Genomic DNA, 24,049 nt, shown 5'->3' with positions numbered 1-24,049 from the left:
CCTACTTTTCAGAGCCAACGTCATCGCCGGACTCATCGAAGCCAGTGTCGCTGCCATCACCAGCGCCGGTGCCAGTGCCGTCGCCGCTGCCGTCGCCAGCGAACTCGTCCTTGTAGGAAGGCACGTACTCCAAAACCTGCTGACCTTCTTTCAGGCCGCGCTTGATCTCAATGAAAGTGCCATCGTTGGCGCCCAACTCGACCTTGATCTTGGTGGGCTTGCCGCCATCCTTAGCCGGAGCGTAGACAACACCTTCGCGGAAGCGTCCCTCCACGGCGGTCACTGGCAGTGCGGGGACCTCCAAGGTGGTGCCGCTGCCAAGAATCAGCGTTGCGGGAACACCTTCGTAGACGGTCTGATCTGCGGGAATATCGCAGCGCAGCTGTGGGCCGCCCGAGGAACTCCCCGCAGCCGCGGCGCCCATGCCAGTGCCATCTCCGGCGCCAGTGTTCTGCGAGCCCGTGCCACTTCCCGTGACAGTCTTCACCGAATCACACAAAAACGGTGCCGGGCCATCGGTGATGGCGAGGCGGCCATTGTTAATCGAGTCACCCAGTGTGTACAGCTGGCTCGGCTTAATTGGTGCTACGGCGTGGAAGCTGTTCGGCGAAATCGTGCCAATTTCCTGGCCGATCTCGACCGTCTGGCCAATGACGATATCCCACTGCACCGTGCCAGAGGCCTTAGCGGTGATGTTTCCCCAGGTCACGGTAGTCTCTGGTGTGGCAGCTGCGGCGCCTTCTTCCTCGGAATCCACGCCGCCGGAGGTGCTGGCAGTCTCAGATACCGAGGTCTTCTTCACCTGGAGCAGGTTTTGCCCCGCTACGGCGTTGCCGCCACTGTTGACATAGGCGTCAGTGATTTCACCGGAAGCGTTGGCGCGGATTACCGTGGGCTCGTCTGGGACGATGGTGGCAGACAGCTTCTGCGTGTTATTGATCCGCTGAGGGGATAGCTCCGTGGTGGGTTGGGAGAAATCACCGGTTGCTTGCGCATAGTCCTCGTCGTTAGCGGAGAAGAATGCGATCTTGAGAAGCGCAACGGTCGCCAGCAACGCCAGCGTGTACTTGAAGACTGTGAGCGCTTTCGCGCCCCTCCCTTGTTTTTTCATGTCTGCAGAAGTATCCGATCAGAATCCAAATTGACAGCGTGGTACGCGAGAAATCCTACCCTCTACCCGTACGGACAGTGGTAGTGCTGGTTATACCTTTTATTCAGTGCTGATAGGTATTGCATGAAAGCGCGGTAAGTGCTTTTCGACGGTCATTGCGTGTGGTTTTTATGGAGGAAAATCTGCCCTTTTTCGGGTCGAGTGTTTGCGGCTGATACAGCGACCCTAATCGGACTAATAATTAAGTCCACATATCAATAGCGGGCGACTAATAGGCAAAAATATGAAACTTCGTGTAGGGTGGAAAACGTCAGGGCATGTTGTGACTGCCATCTAGCCCCTGTCTTTAGGAGGAAATCCCCATGTCCAATCTCTATGAAGGCTCCAATGGTCCGACCACTCGCCTCAACGGTGCGCCGGTTCCTACAGAGCAGCACTCGCTAACCAATGGTCCACAGGGAGGTATTAACCTCCACGACATCCACCTGCTGGAGAAGCTCGCACACTTCAACCGCGAGCGCATTCCGGAGCGCGTTGTTCACGCTAAGGGCGCAGGCGCTTTCGGTGAACTGACGATCACCGAGGATGTCTCCAAGTACACCAAGGCTGCGGTCTTCCAGCCGAACACTGTCACGCCGATGCTGGCACGATTCTCCACTGTCGCTGGTGAGCAGGGCTCCCCGGATGGCTGGCGTGACGTGCGCGGCTTTGCACTGAAGTTCTACACCGAAGACGGCAACCTCGACATCGTGGGCAACAACACTCCAGTGTTCTTCATCCGCGATGGCATTAAGTTCCCGGACTTCATCCACTCTCAGAAGCGTCTGCCGGATACGGGCCTGCGCGATGCCAATATGCAGTGGGATTTCTGGACTGCTTCTCCGGAGTCCGCTCACCAGGTCACTTACTTGATGGGTGACCGTGGTATTCCGAAGGACTTCCGTCATATGGACGGCTTCGGTTCTCACACCTATCAGTGGATTAACGCTGAAGGGGAGCGTTTCTGGGTTAAGTACCACTTTAAGACTCGCCAGGGCTGGGAGTTCCTGACGGATGATGAGGCCGCCGAGCTGGTTGGCGAAAACACCGACCACGCTCGCCAGGATCTCTTCGAGGCGATTGAGCGCGGCGACTACCCAACCTGGGACGTCAAGGTGCAGATTATGCCTTACGACGAGGCCGCCAGCTACAAGGTGAACCCGTTCGACCTGACCAAGACCTGGTCCCAGAAGGACTACCCGCTGATTCCGGTCGGCCACTTCACCCTGAACCGCAATCCGGGCAACTTCTTTGCTGAGGTTGAGCAGGCCGCTTTCGCGCCGTCGAATACGGTCCCGGGTGTCGGCTTCTCGCCGGACAAGATGCTGCTGGCACGTGTGTTCTCCTACGCTGATGCGCACCGCTACCGCCTTGGTGTGAACAGCGATCAGCTGCCGGTGAACCAGCCGCGCTGCCCAGTGAATTCCTTCTCGCAGGATGGTGCGGCCACGTACTACTACTCGGATCCGAAGCTGCCGGTTCACGGCTCCAACGCCACCGCTCGCGGTCCGGAGGCCGATACTGCGGCTGCGGCCAAGGCCGCTGGCTGCCCAGTGCGCTCCGGTCACGCTGGCCAGGTCGATGCTGGTGCCTTTGGTCAGTGGGAGAGCGTTGGCGAAGAGTTCTACGCCGGTGCCTACGTGCAGCACCCCGAGGATGATGACTTCTCGCAGCCAGGCGACCTTGTTCGCAACGTGATGGACGATGCCGAGCGCGATCGCTTGGCAAACAACATCGTCGGTGCCATGCAGGGCGTTTCCCCAGAGGTGGAGCAGCGTGTCTACCAGTACTGGACCAACGTTGATTCCTGGCTCGGTGCTGAGGTGGAAAAGCGCTTCAAGGCAACGAAGTAAGGCAGCTACGCGGGGCTGTGCAGTAAAACCGCAGAGTAGAGCTGCACAGCCACGCGGTAGATCAAAGTAAATAGAAAAGCGTTAGCCCTGCAGGTCGTTTGACCATCTGCAGGGCTAACGCTTATTTAAAAATTCTGTCTGTGCATGACAGCCACGGGCTTGGTGGTTGCCTGCACGCCGACCCGGTTTGGGGCGGCTAAGGAACAACCCTAAGTGTGAGCTGTTTTAGACCCCGATGCCCGGCAGGCTCGGGGAGCCGTTGAAGAACGACTTCGGAGCAGCTGCAGCCTCGTCAGCCTCTTCGGCGGACTCGGACACCTCTCGACCCTGTTCGGCAGCGTCGGAGACACTGTCAGCCTCAACGCCGGAGACGTGGGTGGAGTTGTCATTGTGGGTGGACTGATCGTTCGTGATGTTGATGTCCATGAAGTCGCGGCCGAACGGAGCGTTCCAGTCACCGGTTTCCAGGAGGGTCAGATCACCATCGATGGTCGGGTTAATCTCGAAGGTGACGTTGACGGTCGGGCCGGAAGGCATTGCTTCCAGAACCTCAACGATAGGAGTGACGTCCATTTTTGGTGTTCCTTTTAGACAGTAACGAAATGAAAAATATCGGTTTTAACTGAACAATAAACCGCAGTCTTTTTTAGAGACTGGCGGTTTATTGTGTCAAGGATTGGCGGAGCTATTGTCCTGCCATGAAGCCCGGGAGCTTACTCGGCTGGGTTAACGCCAATGTTCGGGTTCAGGAAGTCGAACTGACGCCGGTCGGACTTGTCGACATCGGTATCCGGGTTCAGGAAGTCCCGAACGGTGACGTCGTGGGAGTCGGTGGTGGAGTAGTCGTCGTTGGAGGTGATGTCCAGGAAGTCGTTACCGAACGGCAGGTTCAGGTCGCCACCAACGTTGGCGAAGTTGACGTCGTTGCCAGCCAGCTGCTCGAAAGCCGGCAGCGGGCTCTCGACGGTGACGTCCGGGAGTGCCTCGATGAGGGTTGCAACGCATTCAGTGGAGCAGGACATGAGAAGATCCTTAAGTTCTCGGGGGTAGAAACTTTGAGTCGCTCTTGGCGAACTCACAGAAATTAAGTTAACCGATGGGGCAAAGGGCTGCAATGAAAAAATAAATGACTCGGTCCGTTGTTGGTCGGTTGTGCCCCCCTGAAGCTCGCTCAAATTCGTCTAAAAATTTTGGAAAGTGGGCGGCTTTGTGACGTTCGAGGCGACACCGGCCTCTGCCTGAATATCGGATGACAAAAGTGTTGTTTTCTTAAAATTTACCGGGATTGCATTGATTGTTTTGTTCTTGGTGTCACAAAGGTGCAGGCAAACGGCAAATTCATCAAAAATGATAACCAAGGGTTCCCTAACTAAGGGAAACCAAAGTTTAGTTAACGGCAAAAACTGCCACTCAATTTAGGGGCATAAAATGAGTTAGCAAGCTCCCCATAACCCATGAGAGGTGCATCACATTGTGGGTGCTCGAAAGTGTGGGGAGATATACCCCCTTTTGGGTAGGCTGGGTGGCCTAAAGGGGGTGCCGGAGCGCGCTGAGGAGCCGCTGTGAAACTGGCCGCTAACGGCGTAATCAGGACGTTTCCCGCGCCGCTAGCTACCGCTCCGGCACGTAGTCCTCAGCGGAGCCGTCACGGGCACCCAGCACCGCGCGTCCAAGTACCTCGGAGGCGACAGTAGCGACGACCAGGACAGCGATAATGGCCAGAATGGCGGTGAGGGTTTTGCCCCACGTCAGATCGCCCTGGTCGGCCTCTAGGACCAAGTTGGCAATCACCAGTGCGGGGATGCCCACCATGATTCCGGCTGAAAGCTGGTTCAACCGGCTCAGGGCATCTTTAGAGCGCCACATGGCCACGCCCGCCAGGAGCAGGTACAAAGATCCGCCAATGACCAGCACAGCAAACAATATAGTTACAAGAATTGAAGCGATACTCATATTGCGATTCGTCCTTAATCGGTCTTAGCGGCGGCCACGGGAAATAACTCGGGCCAGGCCCACGGTCGACAAAATGCCAAGCAGACCCGCCAGCATTGCAATATCGAAAGTGATGGCCGTAGTCCGCAGCATGGCAGTTGTGAGAAACACTCCCACCATGGGGTAGAAGGCAGCGTCGGAAAGCACTGCGCGTGAGACATTGCCCTTGACCCGGAAGATCAGCACCACGCCCACAAGTAGCGCCACCGAACATAGAGCAATGCCAATGCCGCTGATTACCTGTACTGCGGTGGGATCAATCAATGTGTCATTCATGAGCGTGCTCCTTTGTCTTCACCATTGGAGGCAATGCCATCCGGCAGCGGCAGACCATGTTCGACCTCGGCAGCAACACCGACGACGGCATCCGGGTCAATGAACTGGTCTGCGTTGTATTCCTCGAAGACGAAAGCCTTTGGGCGGGGGACATCGCGGAGGCTGGGGACGAGGTGCTCCTCCATGTCGTAGAGGGAGTCGTACAGCGCGTCCAGGTCGGCACCAAAGATTGCGTGGATGATGAACAACCGCCCCGCATCGGTCTCGCGGGCACCACAGACCAGCGTGCCCGGGGTCATGGTGATGGACTCGGCAAAGAGAGTGACCTCAAGGTCAGACTTCACACGCAGCGGCAGCCCAATGAGCACCGGCTGCTGCTTCTGGTGCGGGCGCAGCGTATCGCGCACCACGTCCGTCGCAGCCACAACAACCTGCCAGACCAGCCAGAGAGAATAGCGGATAATATGCAGGAACTTCATCAGTAAATACCTCCGATGGCGTTTTCAACCCCGCCGAGAGTGGCCTCGCGGTAGCCATCAATATTCAGCAGCGCATCAGCCGCACCGGTAGTCGCCCAAGTGACGGCGCCGACCGCGACAAACATTGTCACAGAAACAATTGCCAGCATGGCGGACGGCGCAACCAGCGCGCCCGGAACGCGAACGGAATCGTCCACACCCTGCATGGGGCGGCCCCAGAAGACCGCGCGCCACAGCCGAATCATGGCCAGCAGCGAGCCCAGCGAGGCAACAATAATCGCCGTAATCGCGACAATCGAGCGGGCATCGCCAGTAGCCGCGGATGCAAAGACAATGCCGACCTTGCCCCACACGCCGGAAAATGGCGGGAAACCAACAATGGAGAAGCTCATCGCCGCCATCACCCAAGCGACTGCCTGGTCGCGGCGGGCAAGCCCAGAAAGCCTGGAGAGCGTACCCGTACCGTAGGTCTCTTCCACCGCACCGGAGCCCAGAATGAGGGCACCGACAGTCACCATGTGGTGGATTGCGTAGAAAATACCCGCAGCCAGTGCCGCCTTGGCGCCCTGGCCGTCGTTAGCATCCGTGAACGCCAGCACAATCAGAATGAACGGCATACCCGTGACCATCTGGTAGGCGAGCACCTCACGCATAGTGTTCTCCGCGAGACCAGCAAACGCGCCGACCAGCATCGAGATCGCCATGATGATAATGATTGGCCAGTGCCAGGAGGGGTTCATGCCCACAATCACGACGTAGATGCGGAAGAGCATGTACACCGCAACCTTCGTATGCACCGCAGAGAACAGCGCCATCACCGCAGGGCTTGTCGACGGGTACGTCCTCGGCAACCAAGTGTGCGCCGGAACCAAACCAGCCTTCACGCACAGTGCGATGATGACAATGCCCAGCGCGACCACACCCGTGCCGCCGGGGCCACCCTCGCTGGCCATGTCGGCCAGCATTGCGATGTTCACATTGCCCGCCGAGCCGTAGATCAGCGCGACGCCAATCAGCAGCACCGTGGAGGTCAAGAGGTTGACCAGTACGAAGTTACGACCAGCAGCCAGGCGGTGCCAGGTACCGGTTACTGCAATCAGGCCGTAGGAAGGCAGCAGCATGACCTCCATGAACACGAAGAAGTTGAACAGATCGGCAGTCAGGAAAGCACCCGACATGCCGGCCAACATCATCAGCGTCAGGGAGGGGAAGAACCGCGAGGTATTTTCACCCGCGACGTGGGCGAACCAGTTACCGATGGCAACCACCGCGGCCGCCACGCCCAGCATCAGCATGGAGAACGTGTCCGCCAAGAAAGGAATCGAAATACCACCGGGGAACGCGCCCACACCGTGGCCGACCGGGCCGTTTTCAGCGACGTAGAACATCACCCAAAACGCAGCCAGCGACGATAGTGCCGGAACGGCGATACCCATTGTGGCACGCATCCACAGCTTCGGCAGGATGGCTGTGACTGCCGACAAAATCAGCGGGATTGCCGCAAATAGTGGCAGCAGCGAAGACAGAGTTGAAGGAGACATTGCAGAGGTCATTGCAGAGGCTTCTACCATTTCTCGTCACCGCCGTATGGGGTCTCGCGCGGGAACTTATCCGGAGCCGGAGAGACCCCTGGGGTGCCGGTGACCGTGGAGTCCGAGTCAGCCGGAATGTGCTTACCCGCACGACGACCAGCCGTCGACAGCTGTCGCATAGCCTCGCGGTCCTCATGGATACGAGTGTCGTCATCGCGGCCCAAACCAGACAGAGCCAGCATGAACGCGGTCACGGCCATGGTAATCACGATGGCTGTCAGCACGAATGCCTGCGGCAGTGGGTCAGCCATCTGCTCGGCAGCGCCAGCGCCCGCGGTGGCCTCGTTGCCCAGCAGCGGCTCGCCGCGCCAGGCGCCGACACCCGTGGACAAAATAATCAGGTTGGCGGCATGGGAAATCAGAGTCATACCGATGATGGTGCGCAGCATGCCGCGTTGTAGCACCAGGTACGTGCCACCGCCTGCGAGGACGGCAGCCATGATGGCGATAATCACTTCTTAGCCTCCTCAACGGTGGCATGAGCTGGGGCGGGGGCGGAGGCGCTCTCCGCTTCTGAGGCGAACACGCCCATCTCCGGCGGCACCCGCAAGCTCGAGCGGTCTGAGTAGAGATCCTGCATCACATCGTCCGACCCGGTCACACCAGGACGGTTCGGGCCGCCCAGGAGATTCAGCGCGGTTGCCACAATGCCGATGACGGCCAGGTACACGCCGACGTCGAAAAGCAATGCCGTGGTGAGGTGCTGACCCAGGAACTCGCCGTACAGCGGTGCCAAGAACGATCCCTTGGCGAAACCGATGAAGCCCGTGCCGATAGCCGTGATGACACCCGCAGCGCTGAGCACTGCCGGGATCTTCTCGCCGAAGACCAGCTCGTCGCGGTCCTTGGACAGGTAAATCAGCATGACGGCAGCGGCACCAATCAGCGCCGCGTTGAAGCCGCCGCCCGGAGCGGTACCGCCGCGGTAGAGAACCACAGCGGACAGGGCGAACAGAACCGGCGACAGCCAGCGGGCCAGCCAACGCATCATGATGGAGTTCAGAGCGGGCTCCGCAAGCGGGGAAGGCTGATCGAGCAGGTGCGGGAAGCGAGGCATAGACGTGACAACCGCCGCCATCGCGACGCCCGCCATACCGAGAACCGCCAGCTCACCCATGGTATCGAAAGCACGGAACTCAACCAGGATCACGTTGACAATGTTGGTTTCGCCCGTGACCTTCTCAGTGTTGTCGATGTACCACTGCGCGACCTCAGGCATCTGACGACGGCCAGTGAGGAACCACACCGCGCCGAACGTAGCCAAGCCCACGGCAACTGCCACAACCGCCGTGGAAGCACGGCGGTTCTTCGAGGTCTCAGAGAACGCACGCGGCTGGAAGCGCAGCACCAGCATCATCAGCACGACAGTCAGGATTTCCACCATGAACTGCGTCAATGCCACATCCGGTGCGCCCAGCAGGAGAATCTGCAGCGTGACACCAACACCGGTGACACTGAGCAGTACAGCCGCCTGCAGGCGGTTCTTCGCCCGAAGCGTGGCCCACACGCCAATCACGACAACGACCAGCGGAATCAGATCAGTCAGGTGATCGATGCCGTCGATCTTCGGCAGCACCGGAGCGCCGCCGACACCCGGAGCGATCGCAATAACCAGGGCGTACACCGCGAGCAAACCAAGCAGCGGCAACAGGTGACGCGATGGCTGATGCGAACGCGCCACCTTGCCCATTGCGCGCCCCACACGCTGCGAGACGCTCAGCGACGCGTTGATCGCCTCCACGCCAGTGAACGGGAAGAGCTTGCGGTCTGCCATGACGGCGCCTACGCGGGCACGAGTGAAGATGAAGCCCACGCCGACAGCCAGCACAATCACAGAGATAATCAGCGGCACATTCACGCCGTGCCACAGACTCAAGTGCGATTCCTGAGTCGTGCCAGCCGGAAGCTGACCGACCGTATCCGCCACGCGGTCCAGCGGACGGTTCAAAATAGCGCCGGCAGCGAAGGCGGCTGGAAGGCTGAGCACGCCAGGGATGGCAGCCGGGAGCCACAGCGAAATTGGAGCCTCAGTGATGTGGTCCACGTTGCGCGGACCATCCACAAACGCACCGAACACCAAACGTGCCGAGTACGCGAAAGTACCAATCGCACCAATCGCTGCCACCGTCAGCAGAATGACGACACCGGTGTTGCTGAGCGGCGCACCTTCGAATGCGGTCAGCATGCCCTCCTTCGACATGAAGCCGAAAAACGGCGGAATTGCCGCCATCGATGCCGCACCGAAAATCATCGAGCCAAAGCTCCACGGCATCTGCTTCCACAGCGGACCCAAGCGACGAATATCGCGCGTGCCCGCCTGGTGATCAACCACACCAGCCATCATGAACAGCGAAGACTTAAACATCGCGTGCGCAATGGTGTGCACAACCGCAGCCATAATGGCGAACTTCGTGCCCACACCAATCGTGGCAACAATCCAACCCAACTGCGAGACCGTCGAGTACGCAATCAGCTTCTTCAGGTCAGTCTGCTGCAGCGCAAAGTAGGCCGTGGCAACAGCCGTCCACATACCCATGACGATCAGCAGCAACTGCCACACGCGCACGTCCGCGAAGACCGTGGAAAAACGCATCAACAGGTAAACGCCCGCCTTAACGACGGCCGCAGCGTGCAAGAAAGCCGAGACGGGAGTTGCTGCCGCCATGGCCTCTGGAAGCCAGGCGTGGAAGGGGAACTGAGCTGCCTTCGTGAAAGCACCCAGGGCCACCAGCGCGGCAATGAGGCTACGCGCTGTCGGGTTGGCCTCCCACTCAGGCGAAGCCAAAACCTCGGTGAGGTTCGTGGAACCGGTCAGCCACACAGCACCGCCGAGGGCGGCCAGAAGCAGCAGGCCGCCGGTGAAGGTCAGCAGGAGTGTGCGCAACGAACCCAGCTCGCCCGACGAACCCGACCTTGCGATGAGCAGGAACGACGCCATCGAGACCAGCTCCCACCCGATGAAGAGGAGCATGATGTCGTCGGCAAGCACGAGGAGCAAAACCGCCAGCATGAACGCCGTCATCAGGACGTAGAAGCTCATCGCGGATTTCTTCGGCGGCAAATACGCGGTGGAGTAGATGAAGACTATCGAGCCCACCAACAGCGCCAAGAAACTGAACACCATGGAGAGAGGATCGAGCTTCAGCGCAAACGCCGCGTTCAGTTCCGGGGACCAGACGCGGGACCAGGTGAAGGTCGTGCCGTCGAGGATATCGCCCGTTACACGCGAAAGCTGGACCACCGACGCGAGAAAAAACGCGACGATGGGCCAGCCTGCGTGACGACCAAGGAGCTTCACAAACAGCGGGGTCAGTGCCAGGGCAACCGCGACCAACAGCGGGACCGAAAGGAGGGTCAGGCTGTTGGCGGAGGTTTGGGCTGCTTGGGTGGCTTGAGCTGCTTGGGCTGCTTGGGCTGCGAGCGTTGTCGCGTGCTCTGCGGAGCTGCTTGCCGGGGCGGTAATAGTTGCCGGGGCAGAAATAGTTGCCGGGGCAGAAAGAACGGAATCTAAAGAATTCAATGTTGCCGATACGCCGCCGGACGCAAACTCAGAAGCCAATGTCTGGTCTGGTGGTGCGGTCGCCGACGGAGGACTGGCTGTAAAGGAGCTGGCTGATGCCAGAGCTGCTGCCAGGTGCGTCACTTGGGGGCTACTTTCACATTGCTGTTAAAAAAGTTCGTACTTCTACAGACTAACAGCCACGAAATTGCTCTACGCGGGGTGAAAGGGGCCTTTGGGGGAGTGGGGAAAGGCTTGGTGGATCAGGTAGTGAAAAAATAGTGGAACGAGTGATGAACGGTGCGTCGGCGGGTGGGCACCTTCGCTACTTACGCCCAATCCGAGTTGCTGACTGCGTTTATGTCAGGTGGCGTTGAGTCGATCCGAGTTACTGACTGCGTTTATGTCAGGTGGCGTTGAGCCGATCCGAGTTACTGACTGCGTTTATGTCAAAAATGGCCCGAAAAATGGCCTGAAAGTGTCATAAACTCACACAGTTTCACATTTGCAGCCTCGGAGTTTTCGGGCTGTCAGTTTTGCTACGTAATCCCGGGCTGTGGTGCTGCCGAAGTTGGGGCCTGACCAGTCACTACCTTGAGAACCAGGCACACCTTTTGTCTAGCGTCCCTGAACGGCGGCGGAAAGTAGCGAATGACAAAACCCTCCCGCACTTGGATAACTCCAGGTGAGAGAGGGTTTTTACTTGGTCGGGGTAGCGGGATTTGAACCCACGGCCTCTTCGTCCCGAACGAAGCGCGCTACCAAGCTGCGCCATACCCCGAGGCCACAGACACAAACTGGGAACATACGTCTCAGTGCTGTGCTTGCGAGGACTTACTTTAGCCCGACGCTGAGCCAGAATGCAAAACGCCTGCTTAACGGGCTGCGGGGCCAAGTCGCGGTCTCTGGCGCACCCGACGAACTACGGGCTACGGACAACGAACCGCACCCGACGAACTACGGACTACGAACTACGAACCGCACCCGACGAACTACGGACTACGAACTACGAACTACGAATCCCGCTCCACAACCTCAATCAAGGTCGCGGACGGGCGGCAGAACAAGCGCACCGGGGCGTAAGGGGAAGTGCCAAGGCCATTGGAGACATGCAGCCATGTCTTCTCGGTCCAGCGCGACAACCCCGAGGCCCGCGAGCGGTCGATGCCGCAGTTGGTCACAATGGCCTTCCCTCCGGGCAGGCAGACCTGACCACCGTGGGTATGGCCGGAAAGCACCAGGTCGTAGCCGTCTTCCGCAAAAGCATCCAACACGTGTGGCTCCGGCGAGTGCGACAGGCCGATAGCGATGTCGGCATCCGCATTCGGGGCACCGGCAATCTGCGAATAGTCCTCCAACTCGTGATGAGGGTCATCCACACCGGACAGCGCCACCTTCACGCCACCCGCCACAAACTCCAGCCGGGCATGGGTGGCATCCTGCCAACCGTGCTCGATAAACGCAGCGCGCATGCCGCGCCACGGCAGTTCGACGCGCGAGGGCTTGCGTTTCTTGCCCGTTAGGTACTTCAGCGGATTGACAGGCCGCGGCGCGAAGTAGTCATTCGTACCGAACACGAAGGCACCCGGACGGTTCAGTAGGGGGCCGAGCGCTGCGAGGACACTGGGAACGGCCTTGTCGCTTCCCAGGTTGTCGCCGGTATTAATCACCAGGTCAGGGTTCAGAGCATCGAGGCTGGCAACCCACTTCTGCTTCAACTTCTGGTCGGGGAGCATGTGGAAGTCGGAGACATGCAAAATCCGGAAAGGCTCACCCTCGCGCTTTCCCGCCCGGGCGAGCGTGCCGGGTGCCAGCACGGGAACTTGCACACGGTGGAGTTTAAATGCGCGCAATTCGATTTGGTTCGCGTAGATAAACGTCGTCAAGCCAAGCGTGGCGAGAGCTGCGGCAGACCGCAGAATTCGGTTGGAAAAAGCGCGCGATGTCATGACAGAGACACTATCAACTACAGCGGTAATCTAGGGCGTATGAGTGAACTGAAGAACACAATTGTCTCCGATATGACCGCCGCAATGAAGGCCCGCGACAAGGAAACCGTTGCGGCGCTGCGCATGCTGAAGGCCGCCATCCAGACCGAGGAGGTCTCCGGCTCCAAGCACGAGCTCACCGATGAAGAGGTGCTGCGTGTGATTGAGCGGGAGGTCAAGAAGCGTCGCGAGTCCGCTGAGATGTACGCCGAGAACGGCCGCCAGGAACTTGCCGACGCCGAGCTCGCCGAAGCAGAGGTTTTCGCCCGCTACCAGCCGGAACAGCTTGACGACGACGCCGTGAAGAACCTCGTCGCAGAATCCGTGGCCGAGGTTGCTGGCGATGACGCGCCGAGCATGAAGATTATGGGCCAGGTTATGAAGGTGGCAAAGGAAAAGGCCGCTGGCCAGGTTGATGGCAAGCGGCTTTCCGAGGCCGTTAAGGCTGCCCTGCAGGGCTAGCGCGACCTTTCGCCGTTTTCCCTTTTTCGGCGATATGTGTTGGAGCTGTATCTTTGGGGCGAACTGGGGCTGCCTCCCAGAGCGAACTAGAACGAACTAGAACGGTAGTAGTGAACTAGAACGGCAGCAGCGGAATCAGATCCCGCAAGCTCGGCGCTGGCGGAGTGTTCGGACGAGGGAACTGCGGTAGCGGATCCGGCCGGGACGTCGTCGACTCTGGACGTGGCGACGGCGACGACGGTGCAGGCGGCGGCGTCGGACGGCGGGTGCCATCGGCCACGCGGATCGTGACGGTGCCGCCCTTGAGAAGGAGTGCCGGCTGATCCAGCCCGACCACGATTCCACGCGACTCACCCGTGCGGGACACAGTTTGTTCCTCTACCTTGTAGCCAGCCTTCTTTAGAACCTCCCGGGCCTCGGCTTTCTGCATGCCCACGACATTTGGCATTTGGGTAATGGAAGTGCCCAGGCCGTAGTCCGAATCCAGTGGCGGGAGGTTCTTTCCGCCATAGTCCTCGATAACCGGGCCGACTGCACCAAACCATGTCCGCGCGGGCTCGCGACCACCAAAGAGGTTTCCGCTCGGGCACTGGCGCAGTGGTGACGTGCACAGTTCCGTAACAGTCGGGGTGTCATTGTAGGCGTAGACCGATCCGGCCAGACCGCCGGTGAAGCCCAGGAATGCCGCGGACTGGTTCGACTCGGTAGTACCGGTCTTAGCTGCGACCGGGCCTTCCCAGTTGAGCTCTTTCGCGGCGTCCTTCGCAGTGCCATCGGTGGCATCATTGCTGAGCGCATTAGCGATTGCGTGCGCGACACCCGGCTCCACCGCCTGCTCACACGGTGGCACATTCAGCTTGACCTCGTTGCCCTTAGAGTCCGTGACGGACTCAATTGGAGAGGGCTCGCACCAGCGACCATTGCTGGCCAGCGTGGCCGCGACATTGGAAAGCTCAAGGTTATTCACCGACGTCGGACCCAGCACGAAAGAGCCGAGTTTGTGCTCCGAGACGTAGTCCTTCACCGAGGACTCACCATCAAAACTGCCTGGCTCCGTGTATGAACGCATACCCAGGCGTACCGCCATGTCCATTACACCATCGACGCCGACCAGCTCAGAAATCTGAATAAAAGGCGTATTCGGTGACCGTGCGAGCGTCTCACGCAGCGACATCGACGGCGGGAAACTGCCTACATTTTCCACGCAGTACAGCCCCGGCGGGCAGCCCTCTGCGCCACCGGTGCCCAGCCCGGAGGCCTCGTAACGGCGCGGCACCGGGAAGTGGGTATCAATACCCAGCCCCTTTTCCACCGCCGACGTCGCCGCGAAAATCTTAAAAATCGAGCCCGCGCCATTGCCCACCGGCGTAAATGGCTGCGGCTGCACGGTCTGCATGTGCTCCGCATCGAGGCCGTATACGCGTGACGACGCCATCGCGAGCAACTTCCTGGAGTCATCCCCGGGCTCAAGCAAACTCATAACCTCGGCTGCGCCATCCGCCGTCGGTGACGCCTGCTGACGTAGAGACTCCTGCACGCTGTCCTGCACACGCGGGTCCAGCGTAGTCTTCACATGGAAGCCGCCGCGCTTGAGCTTCTCGGTCTCAATGCCGTGGTTCTCCAAGTAGGAGACCACATAGTCACAGAAGAAACCGCGATCTCCCGCCGCGATGCACCCCTGCGGCAGGCGCTGAGGCTCCGGGAGAATACCAAGATCAGCTGCCTTGGCGTCTTGAGCCTCCTGCGGGCCAATTGCCCCCGTGGATTCCATGGCCGCAAGCACGTCGTTACGCCGTGCATGCGCACCCTCCGGATTTGTATATGGATCGAGCCCGGAGGACTGCTGAACCATGCCCGCGAGCAGAGCGGCTTGCGGGACATTCAGATCGGAGGCGGGAATACCAAAGTAGGTCTGAGCTGCAGCTTCCACACCGAAAGCGCCATTGCCGAAGGGGACCAAGTTCAGGTACTTGGTCAGAATCTCGTCTTTCGTGAGCTCATCTTCCAGATCCAACGCGATGCGAATCTCGCGGATTTTGCGGCCATAATCCGTGGCAGTAGCAGCGCGACGCTCCGACTCCGACTGTGCGTCCACGAGCAGCGTGTGGTTCTTAATCAACTGCTGCTCGATTGTGGAGGCGCCTTCCTGCACTGACTGAGACATGAAGTTCTTTACCGCCGCACGGGCAGTACCCTTCCAGTCCACACCGGAGTGCTCATAAAAGCGCCTATCTTCCACGCTGACCAGCGCGTCCTTCATGGCTGGCGAGATGTGTTCCGACGGCACATTAAACCGCCGCTGATCATAGAGCCACGCAATCGGCTGATCATTCCGATCCGTAATAGTGGTGACCCCTGGTGCGTCCTTAGAAATCACCGACCGCGACGCCGACGCGAATTCATCAGCCGTGCGCGCGACGAGGTAGGCCGAGCCGCCCACAAGAGGAAAGAGGGCGCTGGCCATAATCAACGCTGCCAACACAGTGGCAACGGAGAGCTTGAACAGCGTCGAACCTTTATTCACAGCAATCACACTACAAGGTAGGGCGGATTGAGCCGAAGTGGATTTTTGAAAATCCGCCTAGCGACATACCCGGCGAGCTCAGAAAAACGCCGGGCGAGCGGGGGGGGGGGGAGGAGTGCTACGAGCGCCCTTACAATACCGGGCAACTCATCGTGTGGTGGTTTCTGGAAAAAAGTTTTCATAGTGACGCAAATCACCCCCGTCGTTTTGTTGGAAAAAGTTGTCCCACCTGCATCGTTATATTTGGAACTGCGCCACGTCCACCCTCTCAATGTGACCCAATCGACATTATTTGGACGGTGTGAATAGACTTACAACAAAATTTCAGCACTATTTAGTTGAAACTATTTCGAAATAACGAAATTCGCAGGCACGAGGAGGCTACAATGACCGCCACGATTCCAGATCGCAACCGCACTGCTACTGCGGCAGGCTATGAGCTCGGTGTAGAGAGCTTCCGCGATCGCCAGGAGTGGGTTCCGCGCGCTAAGTGTCGCGATATTGACCCGGATAAGTTGTTCGTTCGCGGCGCCGCACAGCGCGAAGCCGCAGTTATCTGCCGCCACTGCCCAGTGGTTCTGCAGTGCCGTGCCGACGCTCTGGACAACCGCGTCGAGTTCGGCGTCTGGGGTGGCCTGACCGAGCGTCAGCGCCGCGCAATGCTGCGCGAGCACCCGGAAATTACCTCGTGGGCCGACTTCTACGCTGAGCAGTACGCAGCTCAGCGCAAGGCAAAGCTGGCTAAGTAAATAACCAAGCTAGCTAAGTGGCCAAGTAAAAACCGGACTTAAACCGAAGTAAAACTGAACCCCCAGCGCGCGAGGCTGGGGGACAGATAAAGTAGCTTCCATGACTACTAAATGGGAATACTTCACCGCACCGCTGCTCATTCACAACACCAAGGCCATCCTGGACAACTTTGGTGAGGACGGCTGGGAGCTCGTCACTGTTCTCCCCGGCCCGACCGGCGAAAACCACGTCGGTTACTTCAAGCGCCCGAAGGCTGACTAATTACCTAGGTGTCTAATACCTAACTAACAACGGCGGTTGTGCTTTCGGTCGGCAGCTGACTCACTGTTGGCTGCCATCTTTCTTTGCACGGCTTTATTCGCCCGCCACTAGCCGCCGTGGAAAGGCTTAACTTAAATGAGCAACTCTGAATCTCGCACTCCTTCCCAGGCTCTTAAGGACCTGGGGCTTACCCTGCCTGCAGTTGCCGCGGCAGTTGCGGCTTACGTACCCGCGACGCGCACGGGCAACCTTGTTTTCACTTCCGGTCAGCTCCCCTTTGTGAACGGCGAGCTCACCCACGTCGGCCACGTCGGTGCAGAAGTCACTGCTGAGGAGGCCAAGGAGGCCGCCCGCACCTGCGCTCTCAACGCTTTGGCCGCAGTCGATGCCGAGGTTGGCCTCGACAATGTCACCCGCATCGTGAAGGTTGTCGGCTTCGTCAATTCCGCCGCTGGATTTACTGGTCAGCCGGGCGTTATCAATGGGGCCTCGGAACTCTTCGGCGACGTCTTCGGCGAACGGGGCCAGCACGCTCGTTCGGCAGTGGGTGTGAATCAGCTTCCGCTGGACGCTCCCGTGGAAGTCGAGATCATCGTTGAAGTAGCCTAGTAGCTGCTTCTTTTGTCGCCGTGAACAGCGGGGATGCTGCGTTCTCCGGGCCGTCGTGAAGCGTGCATACACCCAAATGAGCCGAATTGGAGGACGTGGCGCGCTCCCCGGATTGCGCAACCACGTAGGATAGAGGACATGGAGCATCCTGCGTATAGCCAACTGCGTCAGATTTCTCAGTCTGTGGGCGTCGTTCTGTGCCCGAACCCCAGCTACTCTTCGCTGGAGGGTACGAACTCCTACGTTATTAAGGCTGAGGGGGATAGCCGCAGTATTGTCATCGATCCGGGTCCGGAGGACGAGGGACACCTGAACGTCCTCCAGCGTTATGCCGGCGACGTTGCGTTGATTCTGCTGACGCACCGTCATGGCGACCATGCTGATGGCGCCGCACGTTTCCGCCAGCTCACCGGCGCGCCGATTCGTGAGCTGGAGTCTCAGTACTGCGCGGGAGGTCAGGATCCGCTTGTCGACGGCGAACGCATCGTCCTCGACGGAGTAACCCCGCAGATTGAGGTCGTGGCAACCCCTGGTCACACCGCTGATTCCGTCTGCTACTTCATTCACACTGGTGATGGCGAGGACGATGTTGAAGGCATCGTTACCGGTGACACCATCGCTGGTCGCCACACCACTATGATCTCGGAGACCGACGGCGACCTGGGTAAGTACATGGAAACCCTGAAGATGCTGGATTCGCGCGGCAAGGGTGTTCGTCTGCTGCCTGGTCATGGTGCTGACCTGCCGGACATCACTGTAATGACGCAGAAGTACATTGAGCGTCGTAAGCTGCGCCTGCAGCAGGTGAAGGATGCCGTTGCCAAGCTGGGCGACGAAGCTACGGTCGACCAGATTGTGGATGAGATTTACACCGATGTCGATCCGGTGCTGCGTCATGCTGCTGAGCAGTCGACTCGCGTGACCCTGCGCTACCTGCGCGATCACGGGGAGTAGTTGCTGGGCTTTGGCTTCGGCTTGGGCTTTGGCCAGTTGCTGGGCTGGTCTGGGCTGGGCTTAATTGAGGCTTGGCTGAAGCCGAGCTTGAGTCGCCGCATGAAAAAGAGCGTGTGACCTGCAGTTTTGCGGGTTGCGCGCTTTTTGTTTTCGGCTAGTGCTGGTTGGGGTGGGGTTGGCCTCGTCGGGGCCAGCTCAATCACTTATCGATGAGGTATCCACTTGTCGATGAGCTATAGCGCACGCATAAGTGAACAGCGCATCGAAAAGTGATTGATGCAAGGAGAAATCGGTGAATGGTGCATCGATAGGTGCCGGGAAAGCATCGATAAGTGGTGGAAAAGCAGGAAGCGTCGATGAGTGCGCCAAACTTGGCCATAATTCGGCCAGCATGCCAGGTCAGCATGCCAGGCCAGCATGGCAGGCCAGCGGGGGAAGACAACAAAAATCCCGCGAGCCTCATGCGTTTCATGTGCTCCTACGGGAACCGGGGATCCAAAAGCAGAGGCTGCGGGATGTGAGTCGTTTGGGCAGCGCCACAAGCTAACGTGCGCCACAAGCTAACGTGCGCAACAAGCTAACGTGCGCAACAAGCTAACGTGCGCGTCGAGCCAAACGCTCCGTATCGGAGATGAGCACGGACTTGCCCTCAAGGCGGATCCAGCCGCGGTGGGCGAACTCTGCCAGAGCCTTGTTAACGGTCTCTCGGGAGGCGCCGACGAGCTGTGCGATTTCCTCCTGAGTCAGGTCATGGTTCACGCGGAGAGCAGAACCTTCCTGAACACCGAAGCGATTGGCCAGCTGAAGCAGGGACTTAGCAACGCGACCAGGGACGTCGGTGAAGATGAGGTCGGCCAGCGAATTGTTGGTGCGGCGCAGACGGCGGGCCAGCATGCGCAGCAGCTGGGCTGGAACATCAGGGTGTGACCCGACCCATTCCTGCAGCTGATCGGCACTCATGGACGCGGCGGAAACCTCGGTGACGCAGACCGCCGAAGAGGTGCGCGGGCCCGGGTCGAAGATGGAGAGCTCGCCGAACATGTCGGATGGGCCCATGATGGTCAACAGGTTTTCACGACCGTCGGCTGAGCGACGAGCCAGCTTCACCTTGCCATCAATAATGATGTAGAGCCGATCGCCCGGCTCACCCTCATTGAAGATGGTGGTTCCACGCGGGAAGCGAACCGTCTCGAGCTCGCCGAGCAAGGCCTGCACAGCCTCCTGGTCGACTCCCTGAAATACACCGGCCCGGGAGAGAATCTCCTTGACGTCATCCACGGTAAAATTCTCCTGTCTTGGGCCGCTAACCACCGTAAATACAGGCCAGCAGCCACCAAATTAACACTCGACTACAGATTGCAGTGGTCAAACAGGAAGAGAAACTGCCCCGTCCCACTAGTCCCACTACTTTCGGTCTTTCCCGGTAACGCCGCTGCCAGCCTTCAAGGCAGGTTCATCCCTGGACGAATTTCACGACAAATCGCCTCTACAGATGCATCCCAAAACTACGCCGTCACCAAGATGTGATAAACACCACTGTAGCAAAAGAGCCACTGCGCCTGTGGGGAATTCTGGTGAAAAGCCGCTGAACTGTGTATTTATAACTAACAATTTGCTAACGGTGTTCCAAGTTGCAGTTGGACATGACTTCTTTGGTTTTTGACCGAATCTGCCCGAGCTCCTACCGGTTCCATCCGCATCCCGGACGAATCTAAGGATGCGGCCCGCGAAAGGTGCGCACGTGAATTGCAATCCGGGGTAGCCGATACACTACGACCATGGATACGACCGGCAAGGCATCGTCGTTAAGCACGCACCAAATAAGCAAACCCCAGCCCACGCACCCGCAGGGATCCCTGACGTCGAAGAAGCGTCGGGCGGTGGGGGCGCATCCGGCGGCGCGGGGGAAGGAGACGCGCCTGGGTATGGTGCGGCGTGCGCGACGGATTAACCGCACGCTGGCGGTGGCGTACCCGAATGCGCACTGTGAGCTGGACTTTCGTAATCCGTATGAGCTCGCGGTGGCGACGATTCTGTCGGCGCAGTGTACGGACGCGCGGGTGAATATGACCACGCCGGCGCTGTTCGCTAGGTACCCCAGCCCGGCTGATTTGGCGGTTGCGAATCAGGAGGAGGTCGAGGAGCTCGTTAGGCCGACGGGTTTCTATAGGAATAAGGCTGCGAACATCATCGGTTTTGCGCAGGGAGTGATGGAGCAGCATGGCGGCGAGGTCCCGGGCACGTTGGAGGAGCTGGTGAAGCTGCCGGGCGTGGGGCGAAAGACGGCAAATGTGGTGCTGGGGAATGCTTTTGGGGTGCCGGGTTTGACGGTCGATACGCATTTTGGGCGTCTGGTGCGGCGCATGGGCCTCACGGAGCAGGAAGATCCGGTGCGCGTGGAGCACGAGATGATGGAGGTACTGCCGCGCGCGGAGTGGACGTGGTTTTCGCATCGGCTGATTTTCCACGGTCGCCGGGTGTGTCATTCGCGTCGGGCGGCGTGCGGGGCGTGCTTCTTGGCGGCGGATTGCCCGTCGTATGGCATCGCGGGTCCGGCGGAGCCGGAGACGGCGGAGAAGTTGATTAAGTCAGACGACAGGGAATGGCTTCTCTACCTGGCCGGTCTTAATGACGGCTACAGTGGGGAGGAACTTTCCGCGCTTGACGACGGGGATAGCGCGCGCAACACCACAGCGACACAGGACTAGTCGAGGAGCACTTTTCGTGAATGAGCAGGGCGGTCATAGTCACAATGGTGGCCACTATGAGGATCGGCAGGCGGACGTTAACCGTTCGGCATCGCTGATTACGCTGCTCATCGCGGGACTTAGCATTGTGGGTCTGGTGATTTTCGCGATTGTGAATACCACTGGTGGCAATGACGAGGCCGATGGTGGTGGGACCGGATCCGGTGCGAGTGTCGGTGCGGAGGGCGCTGGCAGTGATGGTGCCGGCAATGGTGAAGTGGATGGTGCGCCGGCAGCGCCAGCGATGTCGAAGGATGAGATCGCGGCGGTAGCGGGTAGTGGCTCGCTGGCCGGTGTGCGCTTGCCGCTGTTGGCGGAGTCGGGAGACTCGACAGGCCAGGACAACGAGGCAGGCCAAGCGGAACTGGTGGACATGGGCCAGGTCGTCGAGGGCAAGCCGACGGTGCTTAATGTCTGGGCGTGGAACTGTGCGCCGTGTCGCCAAGAGCTACCGCTTATTGAGCAATGGGCTAAGGACAACCCGGACGTGCAGGTGGCGACGGTGCATGCGGCCCGCGAGGCGGGGCGTGGCCAGGCCTTCCTGCAGGAAATCGGAGTGAAGCTACCGACCTACTCGGACACGGTTGACGTGGTCGGACCAGCGTTGAATCTACCGCGAGTTGTGCCCATCACCGTGGTGTTTAAGGCAGATGGCACTGTGGCGACCATTCATCCTGGTGAATTCACCGATGCACAGCAGATTACTGATTTCGTGCGAGGTGCATTGAAGTGACTCAGGGACAGTCGTGGAATCGCGACGCAAGCTCGGGGCTGTATCTGCCGAAGTGGTTGACCAATAGTTTGCCGCCGCACCTGGTCAGTGCTGATTACGACGCGGCGGGCCACGCCAGCACCAGTCACGCCAGCAGCGCCAGCCACGACGCAACAGATCACTCGGAGCAGAAGGTGGCCGGTCGCTCCGATTCGTCATCAAGCGTGAAGCGCGCGTTTGCGAAGTTGCGGCGAGACTCCTCGACGCAGGAGAAACCGTTGCGGAATCCTGCGCGGTCGGCGGTGTTGGTGCTGCTCAGCGGTGATGCGGAGGCGCATCAGCGGCCGGAGGATGCCAGTGTGGTGCTTATTCACAGGGCGACAACGCTGCGTAAGCATGCAGGTCAGATGGCGTTTCCGGGCGGTCACATCGACCCCGGGGACGTGGACGAGGTCGATACCGCGCTGCGTGAAGCAGAGGAAGAAACCGGGCTGGACCGAAAGACGGTGACGCCGATGCGGGTGCTGGACTCGATTGATATTTCGCGGACTGGGTTCGCGGTCAATCCGGTGCTGGCGTACTGGCATGCACCGCATCCGCTGCGCGCGGTCGACCCTGCGGAGACGGAATCGGTATTCAACGTGCCAATCAGCCACCTGACGAATCCGGACAACCGCATGATGCTGGGGTATCACGGCTGGACAGGGCCGGCATTTAAGGTTGGTGACTTCGTCGTTTGGGGCTTTACCGGCGGCGTGCTGTCCTACTTGCTGGATGTGGCCGGCTGGTCGGAACCGTGGGACGACACCAACGTGCAGAAACTTTTGCCGGTGCTCGCGCGTTCCGCTAATGGTGAAAAGCTGTCCGTACTGAAGGGAGGCCGACGATGATGCCTGCAATCGCTGTGTTTGACGTTGCGCTGCTGGCGGTTTTCATTTTCGCGCTCGTCGTTGGCTGGCAGCAGGGCGCCGTCTCGTCGATTATGGCCATTTTGGGCGTTGTTCTGGGCTTGGTTATTGGTGTGCCCTTGGCGCCGCTAGCTATGGCGCAAGTCGAGAACCAGTCGGGGAAGGTTCTTCTGGGCCTCGGCACAGTGATTCTGTTCGCCCTGATCGGTCATGCGGTGGGAACAGTGGCAGGGCAGTCGCTGCGGAATACCATTCGCTCGCCGTTGGCAGTCGGCCTGGATTCGAGCCTTGGTGCCATCGTGCAGTCCGTGACTGCGCTGGTAGTGACATGGATGATCGCCGTGCCGCTGGCCACGGCCGTGCCCGGGCAGTTCGCCGACTGGGTGCGTGAGTCCAAGGGCATGAACCTCATTGATCAGATCGCTCCCGACGAATGGAGCGACGGCTTCAGTGGCATCCTCCGTCAGCTCCGCGATGATGGAATGCCCGCCATCGCTCCGCCATTCGGCTACAAGCAGAACGTCCCCGATGAACCCGCCGATCCCAATGTGATTTCGCAAGGTGTCGTCGACAGTATTCGACCGTCCATCGTCCGCGTCTTGGGCGAGGCCCCGCAGTGTGAGCGCTTGCTGCAGGGCACGGGCTTTGTCATCGCGCCGGATCTGATTCTGACCAATGCGCACGTGGTCGCCGGCGCCACCACTGTTCGGCTGGAAACCGTGGTCGGCATGGCTGACGCGAATGTCGTGCACTACGATCCGCTTGACGACGTCGCCCTGCTCCGAACCACCGACCTGCCCCTGGAGCCCATGCAGTGGTCGGATCAGGAAGCTCGTCCGGGCGATGACGCGGTAGTGCTGGGCTTTCCCGAGTCCGGTCCCTTTAAGGCCACACCTGCTCGCGTGACGGAGAACATCATTATTCGAGGCCCGGATATTTATTCGTCGACCAGGCACGAGCGCCAGTCCTATGTTCTGAAGGCAGATGTGCGCCACGGTAACTCGGGCGGCCCACTGATTACGCCGCAGGGCCAGATCCTGGGCTTGGTCTTCGGTGCCGGTGTGAACAATGACCAGACTGGTTACGCGCTGACGCACGCCGAGGTCCAGCCACACATTGATGAGGCGATGAATAACTACGGGGCCATCAGCACGCAGCAGTGCGTGGCGGGGTAAGCGGCAAGTTGTGTGGGGCACGCCCGACTGTAGCAACCCGGCTTTATGCAATAGCAGTTCGGAGCTAATGGGCGTTGGCCGCGCGCATGTTGAGGTCACCAATGTGGGTTCGGTTGTT

22 protein-coding genes and 1 tRNA gene are annotated in these 24,049 nt (G+C 59.5%); 10 read left to right on the top strand and 13 right to left on the bottom strand.

Translation table 11 applies throughout. The annotated features are described in order from the left end of the window. Position 1 precedes the first annotated feature (1 nt). Positions 2-1,111 carry a hypothetical protein gene (locus NQ014_RS05470; RefSeq protein ID WP_257074117.1) on the bottom strand — a complete coding sequence of 370 codons (1,110 nt, stop codon included), beginning with the start codon at positions 1,109-1,111 and terminating at the stop codon, positions 2-4. Between the two features lie 362 nt (positions 1,112-1,473). Between NQ014_RS05470 and NQ014_RS05465 the strand changes: the two genes are divergently transcribed. Then, positions 1,474-3,003, top strand: a complete 1,530-nt coding sequence (locus tag NQ014_RS05465) for a catalase (protein WP_257074112.1) — start codon at positions 1,474-1,476, stop codon at positions 3,001-3,003. 225 nt (positions 3,004-3,228) lie between these two features. On the opposite strand, the gene NQ014_RS05460 is transcribed toward NQ014_RS05465, so the two are convergent. The 10 genes from NQ014_RS05460 to NQ014_RS05415 all read right to left on the bottom strand — a co-directional run bounded on the left by NQ014_RS05460 (position 3,229) and on the right by NQ014_RS05415 (position 12,790). Then, positions 3,229-3,576, bottom strand: coding sequence for a hypothetical protein (locus NQ014_RS05460; RefSeq protein ID WP_070566788.1), 348 nt, complete (start codon positions 3,574-3,576; stop codon positions 3,229-3,231). Between the two features lie 140 nt (positions 3,577-3,716). Next, complete coding sequence (locus NQ014_RS05455; protein WP_257074111.1) at positions 3,717-4,025, bottom strand: hypothetical protein; 309 nt, start codon at positions 4,023-4,025, stop codon at positions 3,717-3,719. Between the two features lie 589 nt (positions 4,026-4,614). After that, positions 4,615-4,956, bottom strand: coding sequence for a monovalent cation/H(+) antiporter subunit G (locus tag NQ014_RS05450; protein WP_257074109.1), 342 nt, complete (start codon positions 4,954-4,956; stop codon positions 4,615-4,617). 24 nt (positions 4,957-4,980) lie between these two features. Next, positions 4,981-5,271, bottom strand: a complete 291-nt coding sequence (locus NQ014_RS05445; RefSeq protein WP_005511667.1) for a monovalent cation/H+ antiporter complex subunit F — start codon at positions 5,269-5,271, stop codon at positions 4,981-4,983. Beyond that, positions 5,268-5,750, bottom strand: coding sequence for a Na+/H+ antiporter subunit E (locus NQ014_RS05440; RefSeq protein WP_257074108.1), 483 nt, complete (start codon positions 5,748-5,750; stop codon positions 5,268-5,270). Before NQ014_RS05440 ends, NQ014_RS05445 begins: the two co-directional genes overlap by 4 nt. Continuing rightward, positions 5,750-7,291 carry a monovalent cation/H+ antiporter subunit D family protein gene (locus tag NQ014_RS05435; RefSeq protein ID WP_257074107.1) on the bottom strand — a complete coding sequence of 514 codons (1,542 nt, stop codon included), beginning with the start codon at positions 7,289-7,291 and terminating at the stop codon, positions 5,750-5,752. The genes NQ014_RS05440 and NQ014_RS05435 overlap by 1 nt, the downstream gene beginning before the upstream one ends. A gap of 23 nt (positions 7,292-7,314) precedes the next feature. Then, on the bottom strand, positions 7,315-7,797 hold the full coding sequence (locus NQ014_RS05430) for a cation:proton antiporter subunit C (RefSeq protein WP_257074104.1): 483 nt from the start codon (positions 7,795-7,797) through the stop codon (positions 7,315-7,317). Beyond that, the gene (locus tag NQ014_RS05425; RefSeq protein WP_373467710.1) at positions 7,794-10,700 is read right to left on the bottom strand and encodes a DUF4040 family protein; all 2,907 of its coding nucleotides are present in this window, start codon (positions 10,698-10,700) and stop codon (positions 7,794-7,796) included. Before NQ014_RS05425 ends, NQ014_RS05430 begins: the two co-directional genes overlap by 4 nt. A gap of 845 nt (positions 10,701-11,545) precedes the next feature. Beyond that, positions 11,546-11,622, bottom strand: a tRNA-Pro gene (locus NQ014_RS05420). 232 nt (positions 11,623-11,854) lie between these two features. Continuing rightward, entirely contained in the window at positions 11,855-12,790 is a 936-nt protein-coding gene (locus NQ014_RS05415) for a metallophosphoesterase (RefSeq protein ID WP_070642812.1), read from the bottom strand. A 39-nt stretch (positions 12,791-12,829) separates the two neighbouring features. Here NQ014_RS05415 and NQ014_RS05410 point away from each other — a divergent pair, with 39 nt between their 5' ends. Next, a complete protein-coding gene (locus NQ014_RS05410) occupies positions 12,830-13,291 on the top strand; it encodes a GatB/YqeY domain-containing protein (protein WP_005511696.1) in 462 nt (153 codons plus the stop codon). 115 nt (positions 13,292-13,406) lie between these two features. Here the strand turns inward: NQ014_RS05410 and NQ014_RS05405 are convergent, their stop codons facing one another. Then, a complete protein-coding gene (locus NQ014_RS05405) occupies positions 13,407-15,824 on the bottom strand; it encodes a transglycosylase domain-containing protein (protein WP_373467708.1) in 2,418 nt (805 codons plus the stop codon). Positions 15,825-16,201: 377 nt separating this feature from the next. On the opposite strand from NQ014_RS05405, the gene NQ014_RS05400 reads away from it, so the two are divergent. The 4 genes from NQ014_RS05400 to NQ014_RS05385 all read left to right on the top strand — a co-directional run bounded on the left by NQ014_RS05400 (position 16,202) and on the right by NQ014_RS05385 (position 18,389). Continuing rightward, on the top strand, positions 16,202-16,564 hold the full coding sequence (locus tag NQ014_RS05400; protein WP_257074101.1) for a WhiB family transcriptional regulator: 363 nt from the start codon (positions 16,202-16,204) through the stop codon (positions 16,562-16,564). A gap of 100 nt (positions 16,565-16,664) precedes the next feature. Continuing rightward, the gene (locus NQ014_RS05395; RefSeq protein ID WP_005511670.1) at positions 16,665-16,826 is read left to right on the top strand and encodes a hypothetical protein; all 162 of its coding nucleotides are present in this window, start codon (positions 16,665-16,667) and stop codon (positions 16,824-16,826) included. Between the two features lie 135 nt (positions 16,827-16,961). Continuing rightward, on the top strand, positions 16,962-17,435 hold the full coding sequence (locus tag NQ014_RS05390) for a RidA family protein (protein ID WP_257074100.1): 474 nt from the start codon (positions 16,962-16,964) through the stop codon (positions 17,433-17,435). 138 nt (positions 17,436-17,573) lie between these two features. After that, entirely contained in the window at positions 17,574-18,389 is an 816-nt protein-coding gene (locus NQ014_RS05385; RefSeq protein WP_070432015.1) for an MBL fold metallo-hydrolase, read from the top strand. A 594-nt stretch (positions 18,390-18,983) separates the two neighbouring features. Here NQ014_RS05385 and glxR read toward each other — a convergent pair. Further along, on the bottom strand, positions 18,984-19,667 hold the full coding sequence (gene glxR, locus NQ014_RS05380) for a CRP-like cAMP-activated global transcriptional regulator GlxR (protein WP_005511668.1): 684 nt from the start codon (positions 19,665-19,667) through the stop codon (positions 18,984-18,986). A gap of 500 nt (positions 19,668-20,167) precedes the next feature. Between glxR and nth the strand changes: the two genes are divergently transcribed. Genes nth through NQ014_RS05360 form a run of 4 tightly spaced genes read left to right on the top strand, consistent with a single transcriptional unit; the run spans position 20,168 to position 23,931 of the window. Further along, entirely contained in the window at positions 20,168-21,097 is a 930-nt protein-coding gene (nth, locus tag NQ014_RS05375) for an endonuclease III (protein WP_257074098.1), read from the top strand. 16 nt (positions 21,098-21,113) lie between these two features. Further along, positions 21,114-21,869, top strand: coding sequence for a TlpA disulfide reductase family protein (locus NQ014_RS05370; protein ID WP_257074096.1), 756 nt, complete (start codon positions 21,114-21,116; stop codon positions 21,867-21,869). Continuing rightward, complete coding sequence (locus NQ014_RS05365; RefSeq protein ID WP_257074095.1) at positions 21,866-22,738, top strand: CoA pyrophosphatase; 873 nt, start codon at positions 21,866-21,868, stop codon at positions 22,736-22,738. The genes NQ014_RS05370 and NQ014_RS05365 overlap by 4 nt, the downstream gene beginning before the upstream one ends. Next, a complete protein-coding gene (locus tag NQ014_RS05360) occupies positions 22,735-23,931 on the top strand; it encodes a MarP family serine protease (protein WP_070832549.1) in 1,197 nt (398 codons plus the stop codon). The genes NQ014_RS05365 and NQ014_RS05360 overlap by 4 nt, the downstream gene beginning before the upstream one ends. The last annotated feature ends 118 nt before the right edge of the window (positions 23,932-24,049 follow it).

The organism is Corynebacterium sp. 5QC2CO, from assembly GCF_024580435.1.
Taxonomy (GTDB): domain Bacteria; phylum Actinomycetota; class Actinomycetes; order Mycobacteriales; family Mycobacteriaceae; genus Corynebacterium; species Corynebacterium jeikeium_D.
Note: the sequence above shows the minus strand (reverse complement) of the source record. Positions and strands in the feature narration are given on the sequence as shown.